The sequence below is a fragment of the Ralstonia edaphi genome (genome assembly GCF_958350185.1).
Classification (GTDB): domain Bacteria; phylum Pseudomonadota; class Gammaproteobacteria; order Burkholderiales; family Burkholderiaceae; genus Ralstonia; species Ralstonia edaphi.
Map to the genome: position 1 here is coordinate 218,965 of NZ_CATWHI010000001.1, position 19,613 is coordinate 238,577.

Consider the following 19,613-nt stretch of genomic DNA (forward strand, 5'->3'; position numbering starts at 1 on the left):
CGAGATGGCATCGGTCGTCTCCCAGGCGCGATGCACGACAGCGACGAGCGCCTGCACTCGTCGCTTTGCATTCCGCGTGGGATGAAAAACCTTCTGCCACCTGGCCAAAGGTACGGCGCGAAACCGTTGCGCGATCCGCTGAATCAAAGGCGTGACGACATGTACTGTTCCCGGACTGCCAACCCGGCGTAGGGAAGGTTGCTGGCCGTGACGACGGCAAGGTAATCGGCGAATCGATACTGCAGACGGGCGGTCTGCAGTGGCGATCCGCTCAACGCCTCCGGTGATGCATCGCCCACCGTCGACGTTGGCATACCGAGCACATTGCGCAGCGCATACGCCGCGCCGTTCCACGCGGCAGTTGTGTCGCCGGCGCTCATGCCACGTCGGTAGACGTCTATCCCGATGAGGCGGTCGTCTGGGCCGAAGCTGAGCCACAACTCGCTGACGGGCGGGCCGGCAAGACGAAGCTTATTGGCCTCGACGCCGCGACAGCGAAGGTAGCTGTAGCCGTGCTTGACGTCATCGCATGCAATGCCGCTTTCGTGTGCCCAGCGGGTGGCCTCCTCGACTGTCGTGCCGTCCAGCACGAACCCGCCCGGCACCGGGCGAGCCGGCGCCAACCGCTCAGCACGCAGATGTGCCAGTCCGCTTGCGCGCAGCGTGCTGACCTGCTCGGCGGTGGTCTTGTCGACGGGGCAGGGGACGCCAAGCATCGCCAGTACAGGGCGGGCCGCCTTCAAATGCATTGCCCCGACGAGCCCCATTGCAACCGCAAGCGCCGCAACGCCCGGCACGCCATAGCGTTGCAGGCGGCGCCCCGGGCTCATTGGCAGTTCTGGGCAGTGTTGGGGCCCAGGTACTTAGGCATGGACGACACGATGGTCGACTTGAGACCGGTGAGCACCGGAGCGACACGTGCGATGTAGCCGTCCGGAACGCCATCGGTCTTCATGACAGCGGCGGCATCGGTGATGAACTGGTCGAATACGCAGCCAGGGATGCCGACATCGGCGTGCGCCGTTGCCATGTCGTCACACATGACGGTGGTACCGTCCGCCGCGACTTGCCCCGGATAGCTGAAGGGGCCGCCAAACAGCGCCTTGAACTGGAGGTTCAGGCAAGCCTTCAGCCGTCCCACCGTATCGTGTCCGGGCTGACCAATGTTGGCGAAGTAAGGCGCTTCCTTGGGGTCCGCAAGCAGACCGGACACCGCGTCGTCGACAACTTTGGAGATGGCTGCTGGCGCGCCGGCGTCTCCGCCAAGCCCCGCCCACATATCAGCGTTTTGCGGGAACTGCGCGGTCGCCGCCGTCGACGCCATCGACATGGGCGCGTCGTCGCCGCCTCCGCATGCACTGAGCGTCGCGGCGGTCAACGTCAGAACCAATAATGCTCGCTTCATGGGTCAATCTCCTTTGGTCGGATATGGATCGCGCGCTGCGCAGCCCGCCTGAAAGGCCACACAACGCTGGCTTCATATACGTTGCCCGCGCCAGACCGGATGCAGGATGGTCCACTCATCTGAGAAATGCACTCGCGCGCATCCAACCGCGCGCGCGGACCGTATACCCCAGGGGACACAACGACTCCACGCGCACTTCCATGGTGATCCTTCCAATTTGCTGTCATGTCGATCTACCGCAGCTCCATACGGGCGCACGCCTGGGCGGCGGCATTACGCGCCGCGGCACCACTGCCTGGGAGCACGTATGGCGATAACCCGCTTGACACGGCGAGCGTGGCTGGCCGCGGCACTATCCAGCCTGGCCGGCTGCTCGGGCCTCGATGTTCTGAATGCGATATCCAAAGCTGACGCCAGTATTCCCATGCTGGGGTTGGCGTATGGCGACAAGCCGCGACAGAGGCTGGATGTTTACCGGCCGATCCGTCCCATGGCGGGGGCGGCGCGGGCTGTTGTGTTCTTCTACGGCGGGTCTTGGCGTGACGGTTCGCGCACGGACTATGCCTTTGTCGGTGAAGCGCTGGCCGCGGCCGGCGCGATTGCGATGGTGGCCGACTATCGGCTGTACCCGGAGGTCAGTTACCCGGGGTTTCTGGAGGACTGCGCCGCCGCTACGGCCTTCGCGCGGCGCTGGCTCGCGCAGCAAGGCTACGCAAATGCGCGCCTGTTTGTTGCGGGCCATAGCGCAGGCGCCTACAACGCTGCCATGCTGGCCACCGATTCGCGCTGGTTAGGGGCGCAGGGCCTCAGTACCGAGACCCTTTCCGGCTGGATCGGAATGGCGGGTCCGTACAACTTCCTGCCCATCGAGACGGCCGACATACTGCCGGTGTTCAATCATCCGCACGAGACTCAGGACAGCCAGCCGGTATTTCACGTGGATCAACGGTGGCAGCCCCCGGCACTCTTGCTCACCGGCGAACGCGATGCATACGTCGACGTTGGTCGCAACACGCTATCCCTGGCCGAACGCTTGATGAAGTTTCGGCATCCGGTTGAACTTAAGGTCTACCCGCAACTGGATCACAAGACGCTGGTAGCAGCGCTCGCTTCGCCCCTGCAATTTCTTGGACCGGTCCTTCCCGACGTTGTCGATTTCATTGCCAGGGCGTAGCGGACTTCTTTTGCTTTGACGCGTTTGCTCGGCCCGTGAGTCGGGAATGCGTTGATATTTGTGTTCGAAATGGCAGCCGGAGCGACACAGGACATGGCCCTGCATCCCTATACTCGGCACTGACTCTACAGCGATGCCGAGTGCCAATGTCGCCGGCCAATGTCGTTCTATGAATCGGGAATATCGCGCAGCCGGCGTGGCCATCGCGGGTGGCGGCACGCCGGCGCTCGCCTGCGTCTTGGCTCAAAGCGCAACGGGTGGACTCCGACGTCCACAGCAACCCGGGCAACTGGCTATCCATCGCGGGGCAGGGGGCAAATCCGTACGGAGAGGGCGCCGGTCCAATGTCGGGAAGCAGCTTTCGCAATATAACGCTGAAGGTCGGTACCTTCGCCTTTGGGGAGCGCCGTGAGGGATCCCGCCAAGACTGTTCGACTGGTGCTGGGTGACCAGCTCAACCCGATGCACTCATGGTTTAACGACGTTGATCCCCATGTCGTTTACGTGCTCATGGAGGTGCGTCAGGAAACCGATTACGTGCTGCATCATGCGCAGAAGATACTTGCCATCTTCGCGGCTATGCGCGACTTTGCTCGCCACCTTCTGGCGCAGGGTCACCGCGTGCGCTATCTCTCCATCGACGACGCGGACAACACCCACTCGGTGACAGAAAACCTCGCCGCGCTGGCGCAAGCGTATGGCGCCGAGCGCGTGGAATGGCAATCCGCAGACGAGTGGAGGCTTGACGTGCAACTGCGTGCGTGGGCTGCAACGCAGAAGCTGACCACGCACGAGGCCGACACAGAGCACTTCATGACCGGTCGGCGCGATTTGGCAGCCATGTTCGCAGGCCGCAAACAGTGGTTGATGGAGCGGTTCTATCGGGACATGCGCCGGCGCCATGGTGTCCTGCTGGACGGCAAGGGCGATCCGGAAGGCGGGCAATGGAACTTTGATCACGACAATCGCAAGCCCTGGCGGGGTACGCCGCCCGAGCCCGCCGATGTGCGGCCACTCCATGACCACCGGAATCTGTGGGCCACGCTCGAACGCAGTGGCGTAAGGAGTTTCGGCAACCCGCAGGCAGACCGCTTGCGCTGGCCCCTGAATCGCTCGGAGGCACTGGCTTGCCTGGAGGCATTTGTCCACCAAGCGTTGCCGTACTTTGGCGATTTTGAAGACGCGATGAGCAGCGCCCATCAGAGGCTGTTTCATTCGCTCCTGTCGTTCGCATTGAACGTGAAGATGCTCAGTCCGCGTGAGGTGATCATTCGCGTGGAAGCGGCTTATCGGCAAGGGAAGGTACCGGTGGCTGCCGCGGAAGGGTTCATCCGCCAGATTCTCGGCTGGCGCGAGTACGTGCGCGGCATCTATTGGACGCACATGCCGAGCTATGCGTCGTCCAATGCGCTCCATCATCACGCGCCTCTGCCTTCGTGGTTCTGGAATGGCAAAACGCAAATGCGCTGCCTTCAGCACGCTATCGGGCAGTCGCTGGAAACGGCCCATGCGCACCACATCCAGCGGCTCATGGTGATCGGCAACTTTGCGCTATTGGCGGGCATCGCGCCGCTAGAGGTCCATCGCTGGTACCTCGGGGTCTACATCGACGCCTTCGAGTGGGTGGAGGCACCCAACACCCTCGGCATGAGCCAATGGGCCGACGGCGGACGCATTGCCACCAAGCCCTACGTAAGCAGCGCGGCCTACATCTCCCGCATGAGCGATTACTGCAAGGGTTGCCACTATGACGGTAAGCAGCGAATCGGTGAGCGGGCGTGCCCCTACAACGCTTTGTATTGGGATTTTTTCTCGCGCCACGAGCCCATGTTCACCGGCAACATCCGGCTGGCGATGGTGTACAGGCAGCTCGCGAAAATGCCGGCAGAGGAACTTGATGCGCTGCGTGCGCGCGCCGCAGACGTGCGTGCGCGGCTGGAGACGCTGTAGACCCGAGCGGCGCTGCACTGCCCCGATTTCAATTGACATGAGCGTTGAACAACCGTGCGTATATTGCTGACCGGAGGCACCGGCTTGATCGGCCGGGCGCTTTGCCGTTATTGGGCGGCGGGCGGCCATGAGCTCGTTGTCTGGAGTCGTACGCCGCTACGTGTGCCGGCGCAGTGTTCTGGTGCGCAAGGGGTGGCCGCGCTGCGCGAGCTTGATGACGCGGAGCCGTTCGATGCAGTGGTCAACCTGGCCGGCGCACCGATCGCCGACCGCCCGTGGACCGCGCGGAGGCGGCAGGTTCTATGGCGCAGCCGCATCGACCTGACCCGCGAACTCGTGGACTGGCTGGGCGAAAGCGTGCTGCGTCCCCGCGTGCTCGTCTCGGCTTCTGCAACGGGCTGGTATGGCAACCGCGGGAACGAGCGCCTCGACGAGGGTAGCGATCCGGGCGGGAGCGATTTTGGCAGCAGGCTTTGCGTGGCCTGGGAGCAAGAGGCCGAGCGCGCCGAGCAACTGGGCATGCGGGTTGTCCTGCTGCGGACGGCGCCAGTACTTGCCCGCAGTGGCGGAATGTTGCCGAAGCTGCTGCTGCCGTTCAGCTTGGGGCTCGGTGGCCGTCTCGGGAATGGCCGCCAATGGACACCGTGGATCCATCTGGATGACGAGGTCGGACTGATCGACTTTCTACTGCGCACGGAAGACTGCCGAGGGGTGTTCAATGCGTGCGCGCCGCATGCCGTGTGCAATAGGGAATTTGCACAGGCCCTGGCGCGGGCGCTTCACCGCCCAATGCTCTTTCCTGTTCCCGCATGGGCGTTGCGCGTGGCGCTACGGGAAATGTCCATCCTGTTGCTGGGAAGCCAGCATGTTGAGCCCGCACGAGCCATGCAGGCAGGCTATCGGTTTCGGTTTTCGCGCCTGGAGGACGCATTGGCTGATTTGCTGAACGCCCGGTGCGTGGCTGGCGGCTAGATGCTTGCGCGGCGCAAGCGCAGCGCGTTGGATACCACCGAAACCGAACTGAGGCTCATCGCGAGCGCCGCGATCATCGGAGACAGCAGCAAACCGGTCGTGCTGTACAGAACACCGGCCGCGAGCGGTACCCCCAAGGCGTTGTAGACGAACGCAAAACCGAGGTTTTGCTTCATGTTGCCAATCGTCGCCTCGGACAGCGCCCGTGCGCGTGCGATGCCGCGCAGATCGCCTTTGAGAAGCGTGACCTGCGCGCTGTTCATGGCGACGTCCGTGCCCGTGCCCATGGCAATACCGACATCGGCCTTCGCCAATGCAGGTGCATCGTTGATCCCGTCTCCGGCCATCGCCACTGTTCTGCCTTCGCTTTGAAGCCTCGTCACGAGCGCCAACTTATCGGCGGGCCTGACTTCTCCGTGAAATTCGGTGATGCCCAATGATTGAGCGACCGCCTTTGCCGTTGCCGTGCCGTCGCCTGTGGCCATCACCACGCGGATGCCCTTGTCCTTGAACTGCGCCAACGCTTCGACCGTGGTCGGTTTGACCGGATCGGAGACGGCGAGCAAACCGGCAAGCATGCCGTCTGCGGCCAGGTACATGACGCTTGCGCCGCGGGTGCGTAGTTCGTCCGCGGACTGGGCCAATGCGGTTGCGTCAACACGCTCTTGCTCCATCAACACGGCGTTGCCCAGCGCGAGCCTCTTTCCCCCGACCGAACCGCGTACGCCGATGCCGCTGCTGGACTCGAAATCCTGGGCGTTCTGCAAAGACAATCCGCGCGCTTTCGCGGCCTCGACAATGGCCGCCGCCAATGGATGCTCGCTGCCCTGGTCGAGACTGGCCGCCAGGCGGAGCACTTCGGACGCATCAAAACCGTTGGCGCCCAAGCTGCGCTCAAACGCGGGCTTGCCTTGCGTGAGCGTTCCGGTCTTGTCGACGACGAGGGTGTCTACCTTGCGCAGATTCTCGATGGCGGCCGCGTCGCGAAACAGGATGCCGTTCGTGGCGCCCTTGCCGCTTGCCACCATGATCGACATTGGGGTGGCGAGGCCCAACGCGCATGGGCACGCGATGATCAACACGGCAACCGCATTGATGAGCCCATACACCCAGCTTGGCTGCGGCCCAAACAATCCCCAGGCAAAGAAGGTGAGCACCGCAATGGCAACCACAGCAACAACGAAGCCTCCCGCGACCTTATCGGCCATGCGCTGCATGGGTGCCTTGGAGCGCTGCGCTTGAGCGACCAACTGAACGATCTGCGAGAGGACAGTCTCGGAGCCCACTTTCTCCGATTCGATGATCAAGCTCCCTGCGGTGTTCATGGTCGCGCCAATCACGTGGTCGCCCACCCGCTTCGTCACAGGAATGGGCTCGCCGGTAATCATCGATTCGTCGACGGAGCTTGCGCCCTCGATCACGATGCCGTCGGTGGGCACTTTCTCACCGGGGCGCACGCGCAGGCGGTCGCCCACGTGTACGTCGGCCAAGGGCACATCTGCCTCGGTGCCGTCTGCGTTGACACGCCGTGCCGTTTTGGGGGCAAGCCCAAGCAGCGACTTGATTGCCGCTGACGTCTGCGAGCGCGCCTTCAACTCCAGAAGTTGACCCACCAGCGTGAGCGAAATAATGACCGCCGCCGCCTCAAAGTAGACACCGATGCGACCATGCTCCGCGAACGTCTGTGGAAACGCGCCTGGCGCGATGGTGGCGATCACGCTGTAGAGATAGGCCGCGCCGGCGCCCAGGCCAATGAGCGTCCACATGTTTGGACTACGATGCATGAACGACTGAGCGCATCGCTTGAAAAAGGGATAGCCCGCCCAGAGCACGACGGGCGTCGAGAGGGCCAGCTCGATCCAGCTTTGCTGCGGGGCGTCCATCCAGCCATATCGGTGTCCGAACATCGCCAGGATGAAAGCTGCAACGGTAAGCGGCAGCGTCCACCAGAAGCGGCGTTGGAAGTCTTCCAGCTCGGGGTTCTCTTCGTCACCCAGTTCCGGAACCATCGGTTCCAGCGTCATACCGCAGATCGGACAATTGCCTGGGCGGTCCTGCCGGATTTCAGGATGCATGGGGCAGGTGTAGACGGTCCCCGCTCGGGGGCCGGCGGAAGAGGGCGCAACGCGGTCTGCGTCGATCTGCCCGATGGGCGATGTTGTAGTTCGATCGTGCCGGTGCATCACATCGTGCCCTTCATGATGATGGCCGGCATGCCCGTCATGCGAACGTGTGTGATCGTGCTCGGCAGCGTGGATGTGGCGGTGCTCTTCCATTGAGATTGGCTCCTTCCTATGCGTTCGCCCGCTGCCAGATGCACCTGCTTTCGGGGCAGCACACGTTTCGTCCGCTCAGAAAACGATAAACCCTCCCATGCAGGGAGGGTCAACGGGATTTTTTGTGCGGAAGGCGGCAGATGCACGCAATGTCAATGTAGATGGCCGGCACGAGCCGCCATTGATGCATGTCAACGGCGCATCGGCACGTAGCTTTGACATCAAGATGTCGTGTAATTTGCATTATGTAAAATAAATGCAACGCCCGCAGGCGCCGCGACAGCATCTCTCCCATCCGGTTGTTTCGACAAGAAGACTTGTCACCGCAAATTGCATCGGACAGCATGCCGAGCCGCAATCCACTCTTCATTCGTCGGCTCTACCGCGACGCGGATGCGGCTCGCAGAACTGGAAATGATTGCGGCATGCGCTTGGTTGGCTGCGTCATCCAGCTCGGCCCCCAGATAACTCAGTGCACCGACAACGCGTTCGCGCAGTACGGCGTTGTGTTCGCCGATACCTGCCGTGAATACCAGGAAATCCAGCCCGCCCAGCACCGCCACCAAGGCGCCGATCTCGCGGACGATACGGCGCACGTAGAGCGCCAGCGCTGCCTGGGCCCGCGGGTTGTCGGCTTCGTGCGAAATGAGTTCCCGCGGGTCGGAAGACAGCCCCGACACGCCAAGCAGACCCGATTCGTGATACAGCACGTGCCCGACCTGTGCCGGGGAAAGATGCTCCGTCTCCATCATGTAGAGCACCACACCCGGATCGAGCGAGCCACATCGCGTGCCCATCATCAGGCCTTCGAGTGCGGAAAACCCCATCGTTGTGGCCACGCTCTTGAGCCCGTGCATTGCACACAGGCTGGCACCGCTGCCGAGGTGCGCGACGATGGTTCGCCCGCGGGCGATATCGCCATGCCGTTCGGGCAAGGCAATCGACATGTATTCGTACGACAGCCCATGAAAGCCATAACGCCGCAGGCCGCGCTCCCATGCCTTGTAAGGCAACGGCAGCATCGTCTCGACCTGCGGCAGCGTGCTGTGGAACGCGGTATCGAAGCAGGCGACTTGCGGCACGTCAGGCAAGTCCGACAGAAGCGCCTCGATGGCTTCCAGTGCAAATGGCTGATGCAGCGGCGCCAGTGGAATGTAGCTGCGTAGATCGGACAGCACCTCCGCGTCCACGCGCACCGGCGCAAAGTACTTGGCGCCGCCATGTACCACCCGATGCGCCACGGCCATCAGCCGGCGGCCGTCCAGCCTTTGCTCGACACGCCGGCGAATGTGCACGAGCGCGGCGTGATACGGCTGCGCAGCGTCAAGCTCTACCGCCTGTGTCGGCGCGCCTGCCTCAGTTGCAGTGGGGTGTTCAGTGCCGATCCCCTCCACTTTGCCGTTCCACATGGGCGTACGCGGCAACGGGTCCAAGGTGGCGTCGAACAACGCAAACTTGATGCTCGACGAGCCGCAGTTCAGTACGACGATGCAATCGTTCATGGCGGTAAGTTGCGGTAGCGGTGGGCCAGCAATGTGGCAAGCGCGCACGACGCAATGCGCGATTCTCGCGAGTCGGCACGGCTGGTCAGCACAATGGGCACGCGGGCGCCGAGCACGATGCCCGCGCTGGCGGCCCCGCCCAGGTATTCCAACTGCTTGGCGAGCATGTTGCCGCTTTCGAGATCCGGCACCACCAGCACATCGGCCTGCCCTGCCACTTCCGAGACGATGCCCTTGATGCGCGCAGCCGCGGCAGATACGGCGTTATCGAAGGCCAGTGGCCCGTCCAGCACGCCGCCGTCAATCTGGCCACGGTCCGCCATCTTGCACAGCGCCGCCGCGTCGAGCGTGGCGGGCATGCGCGGGTTCACGGTTTCGACCGCCGCAAGGATCGCCACCCGAGGCCGTTCCACGCCAATCGCATGGGCCAGATCGATGGCGTTGCGCACGATGTCCGCCTTCTGATCCAGGGTCGGCGTGATGTTGATGGCGGCATCCGTCACGATAAACGGGCGCGGATACGCGGGCGACTGCATGAGGAAACAATGGCTGATCCGCCGCTTCGTACGCAGCCCTGCCTCTTCGCGCACGACCGCCGCCATCAGTTCATCGGTATGCAGGCTGCCCTTCATGAGCGCCTCTGCCCTGCCCTGCGTGACAAGCTCCACTGCGCGGGTGGCAGCGGCGCTGCTGTGCGGCACGTCTTCAATCTCGATGCCGCGGAGGTCGAGGCCGGCTTCGGCGGCTACGCGCATCAGCTTGGCATGCGGCGCGACGAGACAAGGCACGATCAGCCCTTCAGCGCGCGCGTCCATCACGGCAGACAGGCTCAGCACATCGCACGGGTGAACGACAGCCATGTGGATCGCACCAAGAGGCCGCACATGGTCGAGCAGCCGATGGATACCGTCACTGCCGGTGGTGATGCGCACGTCCGGCAGTGTGGTACGCGGACGCTCGATCCGCTCGGTGGGCGCGATGACCTCCGCCTCGCCCGCGATGGCCACTGTGCCGCTGTCGTTCGTACACGTGCATGCCAGCTTGACGCGCTTTCTTTCGTCCTCTTTGCTGACCACCGTCACGCGGATGGTCAACGTGTCGCCAATGCGCACCGGTGCCAGGAATTGCAGCGTCTGTCCAAGGTAGATCGTTCCCGGGCCCGGCAAACGGGTCCCGAGCAAGGCGGAGATGAGCGCTCCGCCCAGCATGCCGTGGGCGATCACGCCATGAAAGCGCGTGGATGCGGCAAATTCCGGGTCGAGGTGCTGGGGGTTGACGTCCCCCGACAGCACGGCAAAGAGCTGGATGTCCTCTGCCGTGAGCGTGCGCAGGATGGCTGCGGTGTCGCCAACGGCAATTTCGTCAAAAGTGCGATTGCGCACCACGCTGAGGTCGCTGCCCGGCAGGAGCGCCGGAGATGCAGGCAGATGATCGGGGCCCATGTGCGCTCGTCAGGAAGCTTTGCGGAGTTGTCCGTTGCCCTTGCCGGGGGCACGCAGAAGATTCGGGTTCGACGGCTCGCTTGCGGAGCGGACCCATGCATCGCCCGGCACGCCCCACGTCGACAGCATGCCCTGCAGCGCCGTGTGGACCGGCATGGCATTGCCGGCTGTGCTCAGGGCCCGAACGGAAGCCTGCTGCCATTCCAGCATGACGCGCTGGTAATCCGCCACGAAGCTCGACTGGTTCGAGATAGCCGTTTGCAGCACCCGTTGAAGTACATCCATGGCGCGCTGGCTGCTTTGCCAGAAAGCGTTGGGCAGCAGTGCTGCAAACGCGTTCCAGTCCTCGACGCTTTGCAGGTCGGCCAGCGCAGACTCCGTGCGGGCAACGTCTGCGGCAAGCAGGTCGGCGCCGAGTTCATACCAGCGCTGTCGCGTTGCCTTGAGCAGACCCAACGTCTGCAGTGCGAATGCGAGCTGCGCCTTTTGGAGCGCGAGCGGAACGTTGGCGGGTGTATCCATGTTGGCTCCTTAAGCCATCTGGCTGATGGTTTGGCGAAAGCGCGTCAACGATGCGAGAAACAGCACGGCGCCGATGACGCAGATGGCCAGACACTGCGGCCACACGACATCCAGCCCCGCACCCCGATAGAGAATGGCCTGCGACGCCGATACGAAATGCGTGGTCGGTGCGGCGAGCATGATGTCCCGGACCACGCCGGGCATGCTCTCGCGCGGGGTGGTGCCGCCGGAGAGCAACTGCAGCGGCAGCAGCACCAGAACGAGCAGCATGCCGAACTGCGGCATGGACCGCGCCACCGTCGCAAGAAAGATTCCCATGGAGGTTGTGGCAAACAAGTGCAGCGTGGCCACCAGCATGAAGAGCAGGATCGAGCCTTCGATCGGGACATGCAGGGCGCCCTGCACCACGAACACCAGCGCCACCAGCGCGGCGAGCACCACCACCAGCCCCATCGACCAGACCTTGGACACCATGATCTCGAACGGCGTGACAGGCATCACCAGCAGGTGCTCGATCGTGCCGTGCTCGCGTTCGCGGATCAGCGCCGCGCCCGTCAGGATGATCGACAGCATGGTCACGTTGTTGATGATCTCCATCAACGAGCCGAACCACGTCTGCTCCAGGTTGGGGTTGAAGCGTGTGCGCAGCACCAGGTCGACCGGCGTGGCAGGCGCGGCGCGGTGGCGCTGCAGGAACGTGTTCACCTCGCCCGAGACGATCTGCTGGATGTAGCCGTTGCCGGTGAAGGCCTGGCTCATGCGCGTGGCGTCGATGTTGAGCTGGATTGACGGTGCGCGGCCAGCCAGCACGTCGCGCTGGAAATTGGGCGGGATGTCGAGCACGAACGTGTAGCGGCCGCTGTCCATGCCTGGGTCCACGTCCGTGAGCGGGATCAGTGCCGGGGTGCGGAAATGCGGTGGATAGAAGCTCGAGACAATGCGCGCCGACAGCGGCGAGCTGTCTTCATCGACGATGGCGATCGAGGCATTGTGCAGGCTCTCCGGCATTGCGGTGGCGGCCACGTAGATCGACAGCGTGAAGGTGTAGACGATCAGCACCATCATCATCGGGTCGCGCAGCAGGCTTCGCAATTCCTTGATGCCGAGGCGGAAGATGTTGCTCAGACGGGCGGTGCGGCGATCGGTCGGAAGGTGCAGCATGGCGTGACTCTCCTACCGATCCTGCTTGCGCAGCATCAGCAAGGTGGCGCCCAGGATGAACGGCACCGCCGCCAGGAGCGGCCAGAAGGCGCTGCCCAGCGCGCCCACATCCAGCGCCTTGCTGAACACGCCGCGGCTGATCGTCAGGAAATGCGTGGCCGGATACACGCGCCCGATCACAGCGCCCGCCCCTTCCAGCGACGACACCGGATTGAGCAGTCCTGCAAACTGCACGCACGGAATGATCGTGCCGATCATCGTGACGAACATGGCCGCGATCTGGCTTTGCGTGAAGGTCGACGCAAACAGCCCGAAACCCGTGGAACACGTCACGAAGATCAGCGCCCCCAGCGCGAGCGTTGCAAAGCTGCCCTTGATCGGCACACCGAACACCGTCACCGCCAGCAGCGCCAGCAAGAAGAAGTTCAGCATGGCCAGCACGATGTACGGCGCCTGCTTGCCGAGCACGAATTCCGCCCGCGTGACCGGCGTCACGTAGAAATTGATGATGGAGCCCAGTTCCTTCTCTCGCACCACGGACAACGCCGCCAGCATGGCGGGAATCATCATCAGCAGCATTGGAATCACGGCGGGCACCATGGCAGGCAGGCTTTTCACGTCGGGGTTGTAGCGATAGCGCGTTTCAACACTGCTGGGCGCCGCCAGGCGCACCCCCAGCCGGTGCACGGCCGCATCTGCCAGCCAGAGCTGGTGGATGCCCTGCACGTAACCGCGCACGGTTTCCGCGCGGGTGGGCATGGCGCCGTCCACCCAGGCCCCGATCTGCACGACCGTGCCGCGCTCCACATCGCGCGCAAAGCCCGGCGGAATTTCGATTGCCAGCGACAGCTCGCCGTTGCGCATCCGGCGGTCCAACTCAGCGTAGTCCCGAATCGGGGGTTTTTCGATGAAATAACGCGAGCCCGCCAGGTTGAGCGTGTAGTCGTGTGAAAGCACGGTCTGGTCACGGTCGAGCACGGCGTAGGTCAGGTTCTCCACATCGAGGCTGATGCCGTATCCGATGATGAACATGAGGATGGCCGTGCCCAGCAGCGCCAGCGTGGCGCGCACGCGGTCACGGCGCAGTTCCAGGGCCTCGCGCAGCGAATAGCTCATCGCACGCGCCAGACTGAAGCGGCGCGCGGCCGACATGCCGGTAGGCGCAGGGGTTGGCGCCGCGCGCTCCGGCAGCGGCGCGGCAAACTCGGCGGCTCCCGCAGACGCTTCGGCCGCCTCCTGCAGATAAGCGATGAACGCTTGCTCCAGCGTCTCTGTACCCCGGGCATGCACCAGCGCCGCGGGCGCGTCGCTCACCAGCACGCGGCCCGCATGCATGAGCGAGATGCGGTCGCATCGCTCGGCCTCGTTCATGAAATGCGTGGAGATGAAGATGGTCACGCGGTCCCGCCGCGCGAGGTCGATCATCAGGCGCCAGAACATGTCGCGTGCGACCGGGTCCACGCCGGAGGTCGGCTCGTCCAGAATCAGCAGCTCGGGCTTGTGCACCATCGCCACGGCCAGTGACAGGCGCTGCCGCATGCCCAGCGGCAAGCTCTGAGGCAGGCTGTCGGACACGTCCTGCAGCCCGAACCGGGTCAGCATCTCAGCCACGCGCGACTGCACTTCCTGCTCGGGCACCTGGAACAGCCGCGCATGCAGGACAAGGTTCTGGCGCACGGTTAACTCGCCATACAGCGAGAACGCCTGCGACATGTAGCCCACGCGCCGGCGTGTGTCGATGTCCTTCGGGTCCACCGGATGGCCGAACAGCCAGGCCTGCCCTTCGGTGGCGGGCAGCAGGCCGGTGAGCATCTTCATGGTGGTCGATTTGCCGCAGCCGTTGGAGCCGAGAAAGCCGAAGATTTCTCCACGACGGATGCGGAAGTCGACGTGGTCCACGGCAACGAAGTCGCCGAAGCGCATGGTCAGGCCGCTCGCCTGCACGGCCACATCGTCTTCTGCGCCAGCCACGAGGGGTGGCACCACCACGGCCTGATGGCCCTGCCGGCGCGTTGGCGGCAGCAGTGCGATGAAGGCGGCCTCAAGCGAATCGGCACCGGCGCGGCTGCGCAGCTCAGCCGGCGTGCCGGTGGCGAGCACCTGCCCGGCGTCCATGGCGACCAGCCAGTCGAAGCGCTCGGCCTCTTCCATGTATGCGGTGGCCACGATCACGCTCATGCCGGGTCGCGCGGCGCGAATACTGGCAATCAGGTCCCAGAACTGCCTGCGCGAAAGCGGGTCGACGCCCGTGGTCGGTTCATCGAGGATCAACAGATCCGGGTCGTGGATCAGCGCGCAGCACAACGCCAGCTTCTGTTTCATGCCGCCCGAGAGCTTGCCTGCAGGCCGTGAGAGGAACGCCCGCAGGCCGGTGCTGGCCGTGAGTGCATCAATGCGGCGGCGGCGCTCCGCTGCATCGTGGCCGAACAGGCGCCCGAAAAACTGCAGGTTCTCTTCGATCGAAAGCGTGGGATACAAGTTGCGCCCCAACCCTTGCGGCATGTAAGCGATGCGTGGGCCGACCGCTGCGCGTGCTCGGCGGTCGCTCATGTCGCTGCCCAGCACATGGACGGAGCCTTCCTGCAGGGCCCGGGCGCCCGCCACCAGAGACAGCAGGCTGGACTTGCCCACGCCGTCCGGGCCGATCAACCCGACCATGCACCCCGCGGGCAGGTCGAGCGTGACGCCATCCAGCGCGAGCGTCTTGCGGTAGCGCAGGCGCACGCCGGCCAGGCTGGCCACCGGCGCCGCCGGGCGCGCGTCAGGCGAGGCGCATGAGTCGGCAGAGGCGGTCACTGCGGAACCTTGATCGCCAGGCCGGCCGGCCATTCGGCTTGCGCGTCGAGCTTCAGCCACGCCACGCCGGGCAAGCCGGTCTTCACCAGCTTCAGGTGCTTGCGCAGCAGATCGCGATCGATCTGCGCCTTGACGCGGAACATCAGCTTCTGGCGCTCGCTGGCCGTTTCCACGGTCTTGGGCGTGAATTGCGCGGTGCTGGCCACAAAGGACACGCGCGCCGGAATCACGTATTGCGGCGCTGCGTCGAGCACGATACGCACCTCGCTGCCCATGGCGATGCGGCCCGCGTCGGTCTCCGGCACGAAGAAGGTCATGTAGACGTCGGACAGATCGACGAGATTGAGCAGCCGCCCGCCGCCGGCCAAGACCTCGCCAGGCTGGGCGATGCGGTATTGCACGCGGGCGTCGCGCGGCGCCGTCAGGGCGCTGTCATCGATATCGGCCTTGATGCGCAGTACGGTGGCGTCTGCCGCCTTGACGGTGGCGCCGGCGCCGGCCACCTGTGTCCGCGCGGCCAATACGGCTGCCTGCGCCGCCTCGGCTTGCGCGCGGGCCGCCACCAGCGCGGCCTTGGCGCTGCGCACGCGGGCGCGGTCGTCGTCCAGCTCCTGCATCGACGATGCCCCTTCGTGCGACAGCGTCTCGGAGCGCGCCAGGCGGCGCTGCGCGGCATCGAGGTCGCTCTCACGCAAAGCAATCTGCGCGAGAGCCGCCTGCCGATCGGCTTCTCGCACGGCCACCTGCGCCTGTGCGCTCGCCACGGCAGAGACCGATTGCTGCTGCCGCGCCAGAGCCTCGTCGCGCTGCGCTTCCAGCGTCTGCACTTGCATGTGCGCAAGCGGCTGCCCTGCCGTCACGAAGTCGCCCTCGTCCACCAGGATGTCCTGCACGCGGCCGGGGAGCTTGGTTGCCACGTCGATTTCGGTGGCTTCGATGCGGCCGTTGCCGCTCACAAAGCCCTTGCCGGGACCTTCTTGCCGAAGCGTCTTCCACGCGAACGCCGCTCCGGCTACCACCAGGGCGGCCGCCAGCAGCGCAATCCATCGTTGTTGGGGAGTCGTCGTCATGGTGTTGTTCGGCCCGATACGCGCGATGCCGGCGTCAGGCTCAGAGGATGGGGTTGCGGATCGGTTGCGGATTCGACGGCCTGCGTGCCGCCGCCCAGTGCCGCATACAGGCCAACGCGGCTCGAGAGAAGCGCGCGACGCATTTGCACCAGTTGCTGCTGCGCGGCCAGCAGATCGCGCTGGGCGTCGAGCACCTCCAGGAACGTCGATGCTCCAGCGTCGAAACGCAGTTGCGACAGCCGCGCCCGTTCGGTCTGTGCGGCCAATGCGGCCTTTGCAATGTCGAGCTGTTCGGCCAGCCACCTGCGTGCCGACAGCGCGTCGGACACGTCGCGGAATGCGCCCTGCACCGTCTTTTCGTAGGCGGCCACGGCAAGGTCTCTGCGGGCTTCTGCCAGGTCGAGGTTGCTGCGCAGCTTCCCGCCTTCAAACAGCGGCAGGCTGATGCTGGGCGCAAACACCCAGGCGCGTGTGCCGGGTGCAAACAGATTGCCCAGTTCCGGGCCGACGGTGCCGTAAGCGCCCGTCAGCGCCACGCGCGGAAAGAACGCCGCCCGTGCCGCACCGATGCTGGCGTGCGCGGCCCGCAGCCGGTGCTCCGCAGCTGCAATGTCCGGGCGCTGCGTCAGGAGATCGGAAGGCAGACCGGCGCGCAGCTCGGCCAGCATGTGGCGCTCGTCAAGCGGCTCGGCAACAGGTGGCAAATCGATGGGCTTGCCGACAAGCACGGCCAGGCCGTGCGCCTGAACGTCGCGCGCCTGCCGCAGTTGCGTCAGCAGCGCCTGCGCCTGGGTCAGCAGGGTCTCGACCTGCGTTTGGTTCAATCGTGAAGTCGCCCCGACCGCCACCCGGCGCGAGAAGATGCGCAGTGTCTCGGTGCGGCTGTCCACGGTCTGCTGCGCCAGCGCGATGCGCTCGTCCAGTTCACGCAGGACCAGGTAGCTGTCGGCCACCTGTGCGATCAGCCCAAGCGCGACCGCGCGGCGCGCCGCGTCGGAGGCTACGTAGCTTTCCAGAGCGGCGTCGTTGAGGTTGCGCACGCGCCCCCAGAAATCGATCTCCCAGCTGGAGACACCGGCCCCCACCTGGTACTGGGTGACACGCATGGGCATGCCGAATGGGCTGACGTCCGCCGGAATGCTCAGGCGGCTAACGCCGGCCTGCGCGTCAAGGTGCGGAAAAGACTCCGAGCGCTGGATGCCAAACGCGGCACGCGCCTCTTCCACGCGCAGCACGGCAGTGCGCAAGTCACGGTTGTTCTCCAGCGCTTGCGCAATCAACGCCTGCAGGCGCGTGTCCGTAAAGTACGCCTGCCAGCCGGTGGCGGCGGCGGACAGGCCGTCCGTGCCGTCGTCGGTGTCGTAGTGCTGGGCCACAGGCAACGCGGGCGCCTCGTAAGGCGGCGCCATCGAGATGCAGGCCGACAGGGCCAGCACAGCGGCGGCGGCCATCGCGGCGGCGCGGGTGCCTGCGTAGCTGCCATGCTGCCGGCGTTGTTTCTCCACACGCATCTATTTCTCCAGCACGTAGGTGCCGGGCGCATCGGCCAATGGCGGGAATCCTGGAACGCCCATCTTCGGCGGCTTCACCACTGCGGAGCCCGAGGCATGTTCAACGAGCCATGCATGCCACGCCGGCCACCAAGAGCCGTCTGTGGCGGGTGCCGAGGCCAGCCAATCATCCGGCGCCGCCGATGTCTCGCCTGCATGGCGTGTCTGCATCTGGAAACGCCGATGCGAGTTGACGGGCGGGCTCACGATGCCGGCGTTATGGCCGCCGCTGGTCAACACGAACGTCAGCTCAGCCTCGGTCAGGTGATGCAGCTTGTAGACGGAGCGCCAGGGCGCCACGTGGTCGGTCAGCGTGCCCACCACGAAGATGGGCAAATCGATATCGTTGAGCGCCACCGGCTTGCCGTTGACGGGGTAGCGGCCCTCGCTCAGGTCGTCGTTCAGAAACAGGTGCCGCAGGTACTGGCTGTGCATGCGCGCGGGCATGCGCGTGGCATCGGCGTTCCAGGCCATCAGATCGTTCATGGGTGCGCGGTCTCCCAGCAGGTATTCGCCCACCAAGCGCGACCACAACAAGTCATACGAGCGAAGCATCTGGAAGGCTCCGGCCATCTGGCTGGCGCGCAGATAGCCGGTCTGCTCCATCTGCGCTTCAAGCAGGCTGACTTGGGCCTCGTCGATGAACAGGCCCAGTTCGCCCGGCTCACAAAAGTCTGTCTGGGCGGCAAAGAGCGTCATGGACGCCAGCCGCGCATCGCGATCGCGCGCCATGGCCGCTGCGGCAATCGCCAATAGCGTGCCCCCAAGGCAGTAGCCGGTCGCATGTACGCGCTGGCCCGGCACGATGGCATTGACGGCATCGAGCGCGGCAAAGACGCCGAGCTTCAGGTAGTCATCCATGTCGAGGTCGCGATCCGCCTCGTCAGGGTTCTTCCAGGAGATGCAGAACACGGTATGGCCCTGCTCGAGCAGATAGCGGATCAGCGAGTTCTGCGGCGACAGATCGAGGATGTAGTACTTCATGATCCAGGCCGGCACGATCAGGATGGGCTCGGCCTGCACCTTGCTCGTGGCTGGCGTGTACTGGATCAGCTCGATCAGGCGGTTGCGCAGGACCACCTTGCCGGGCGTGATGGCCACGTCGCGGCCCACCATAAAGCGTTCGGTACCGGCAGCGGGCGCGCCGCTCATGGAGCGCTCCACATCGTCAAGCGCATTGAGCGCGCCGCGCACGAGATTGGTGCCGTGCTGTTCAAAGGTCCGGCGCAGGACAATCGGGTTGGTCGCCAATTGGTTGCCCGGCGACATCATGTCGAGCCATTGCCGCGCAGCAAAGGCGACCACGTCCTCATGATGTTTGGCGACACCCCACACGCCGCGCGTCGCCGCCTCCCACCATTGTTCTGTCAAGAGGAAGGCCTGATGCAGCACGTTGAACGGCCACAAGCGCCACTCGTCGGCAGAGAAACGACGGTCGCGGGCCGGCGGCTGGACGCAAAGACACGCGTTCTGGGGCCCGGAAGCCATGCAGTTCCGGATGTAACCCTCGAGTTGTTGGGCCTGCGTCAGCGCCAAGCGGTACAGATCCAGCTGCTTGCCGGGAGAGACGGCCAGATGCAGCGCCCAGTCGAGCAGCGCCAGTTGCATCGATGCAAGCGACAGCGAATTGGAGGCGCGGGCAAGCGCAGCGTGAAACGGTAGGTCGATCTGCTCAGCAGTCAACGAAGACGGCACGGGGGCGGTGCGCATGGTCGGGGCGTCAAACGATTGCGAAATATGCAATCCATTAGATGCCAGGGGCTACCGCCCGGACTTGATGCACCTCAAACCGG

The 19,613-nt window shown here is 64.7% G+C and carries 14 protein-coding genes; 3 read left to right on the forward strand and 11 right to left on the reverse strand.

Going from position 1 to position 19,613, the window contains the following annotated elements:
- Positions 1-143: 143 nt before the first annotated feature.
- Together R2669_RS01055 and R2669_RS01060 are read right to left on the reverse strand one after the other, a co-directional pair.
- Positions 144-830 carry a hypothetical protein gene (locus R2669_RS01055; protein ID WP_316898040.1) on the reverse strand — a complete coding sequence of 229 codons (687 nt, stop codon included), beginning with the start codon at positions 828-830 and terminating at the stop codon, positions 144-146.
- Entirely contained in the window at positions 827-1,405 is a 579-nt protein-coding gene (locus R2669_RS01060) for a globin family protein (RefSeq protein WP_316891165.1), read from the reverse strand. The genes R2669_RS01055 and R2669_RS01060 overlap by 4 nt, the downstream gene beginning before the upstream one ends.
- Before the next feature lie 313 nt (positions 1,406-1,718).
- On the opposite strand from R2669_RS01060, the gene R2669_RS01065 reads away from it, so the two are divergent.
- From R2669_RS01065 to R2669_RS01075, 3 genes are all read left to right on the forward strand, one after another.
- A complete protein-coding gene (locus R2669_RS01065) occupies positions 1,719-2,579 on the forward strand; it encodes an alpha/beta hydrolase (RefSeq protein WP_430708767.1) in 861 nt (286 codons plus the stop codon).
- A gap of 408 nt (positions 2,580-2,987) precedes the next feature.
- Positions 2,988-4,529, forward strand: a complete 1,542-nt coding sequence (locus R2669_RS01070; protein ID WP_316891548.1) for a cryptochrome/photolyase family protein — start codon at positions 2,988-2,990, stop codon at positions 4,527-4,529.
- 54 nt (positions 4,530-4,583) lie between these two features.
- On the forward strand, positions 4,584-5,501 hold the full coding sequence (locus R2669_RS01075) for a TIGR01777 family oxidoreductase (protein ID WP_316898044.1): 918 nt from the start codon (positions 4,584-4,586) through the stop codon (positions 5,499-5,501).
- Here R2669_RS01075 and R2669_RS01080 read toward each other — a convergent pair.
- The 9 genes from R2669_RS01080 to R2669_RS01125 all read right to left on the reverse strand — a co-directional run bounded on the left by R2669_RS01080 (position 5,498) and on the right by R2669_RS01125 (position 19,530).
- The gene (locus R2669_RS01080) at positions 5,498-7,576 is read right to left on the reverse strand and encodes a copper-transporting P-type ATPase (protein ID WP_430708768.1); all 2,079 of its coding nucleotides are present in this window, start codon (positions 7,574-7,576) and stop codon (positions 5,498-5,500) included. The genes R2669_RS01075 and R2669_RS01080 overlap by 4 nt on opposite strands.
- Positions 7,577-8,097: 521 nt before the next feature.
- Positions 8,098-9,279, reverse strand: a complete 1,182-nt coding sequence (locus R2669_RS01090) for an acetate/propionate family kinase (protein ID WP_316898050.1) — start codon at positions 9,277-9,279, stop codon at positions 8,098-8,100.
- On the reverse strand, positions 9,276-10,721 hold the full coding sequence (locus R2669_RS01095) for a bifunctional enoyl-CoA hydratase/phosphate acetyltransferase (protein ID WP_316898051.1): 1,446 nt from the start codon (positions 10,719-10,721) through the stop codon (positions 9,276-9,278). The genes R2669_RS01090 and R2669_RS01095 overlap by 4 nt, the downstream gene beginning before the upstream one ends.
- 9 nt (positions 10,722-10,730) lie before the next feature.
- Positions 10,731-11,243, reverse strand: coding sequence for a hypothetical protein (locus R2669_RS01100; protein ID WP_316898053.1), 513 nt, complete (start codon positions 11,241-11,243; stop codon positions 10,731-10,733).
- A 9-nt stretch (positions 11,244-11,252) separates the two neighbouring features.
- Positions 11,253-12,404, reverse strand: a complete 1,152-nt coding sequence (locus R2669_RS01105; protein WP_316898055.1) for an ABC transporter permease — start codon at positions 12,402-12,404, stop codon at positions 11,253-11,255.
- A gap of 12 nt (positions 12,405-12,416) precedes the next feature.
- Positions 12,417-15,233, reverse strand: coding sequence for a ribosome-associated ATPase/putative transporter RbbA (gene rbbA / locus R2669_RS01110; protein ID WP_316898057.1), 2,817 nt, complete (start codon positions 15,231-15,233; stop codon positions 12,417-12,419).
- Positions 15,197-16,270, reverse strand: coding sequence for an HlyD family secretion protein (locus R2669_RS01115; RefSeq protein ID WP_316898059.1), 1,074 nt, complete (start codon positions 16,268-16,270; stop codon positions 15,197-15,199). The genes rbbA and R2669_RS01115 overlap by 37 nt, the downstream gene beginning before the upstream one ends.
- Positions 16,267-17,781, reverse strand: coding sequence for an efflux transporter outer membrane subunit (locus tag R2669_RS01120; RefSeq protein WP_316898060.1), 1,515 nt, complete (start codon positions 17,779-17,781; stop codon positions 16,267-16,269). The genes R2669_RS01115 and R2669_RS01120 overlap by 4 nt, the downstream gene beginning before the upstream one ends.
- Complete coding sequence (locus R2669_RS01125; RefSeq protein WP_316898061.1) at positions 17,782-19,530, reverse strand: PHA/PHB synthase family protein; 1,749 nt, start codon at positions 19,528-19,530, stop codon at positions 17,782-17,784.
- Positions 19,531-19,613: the final 83 nt, after the last annotated feature.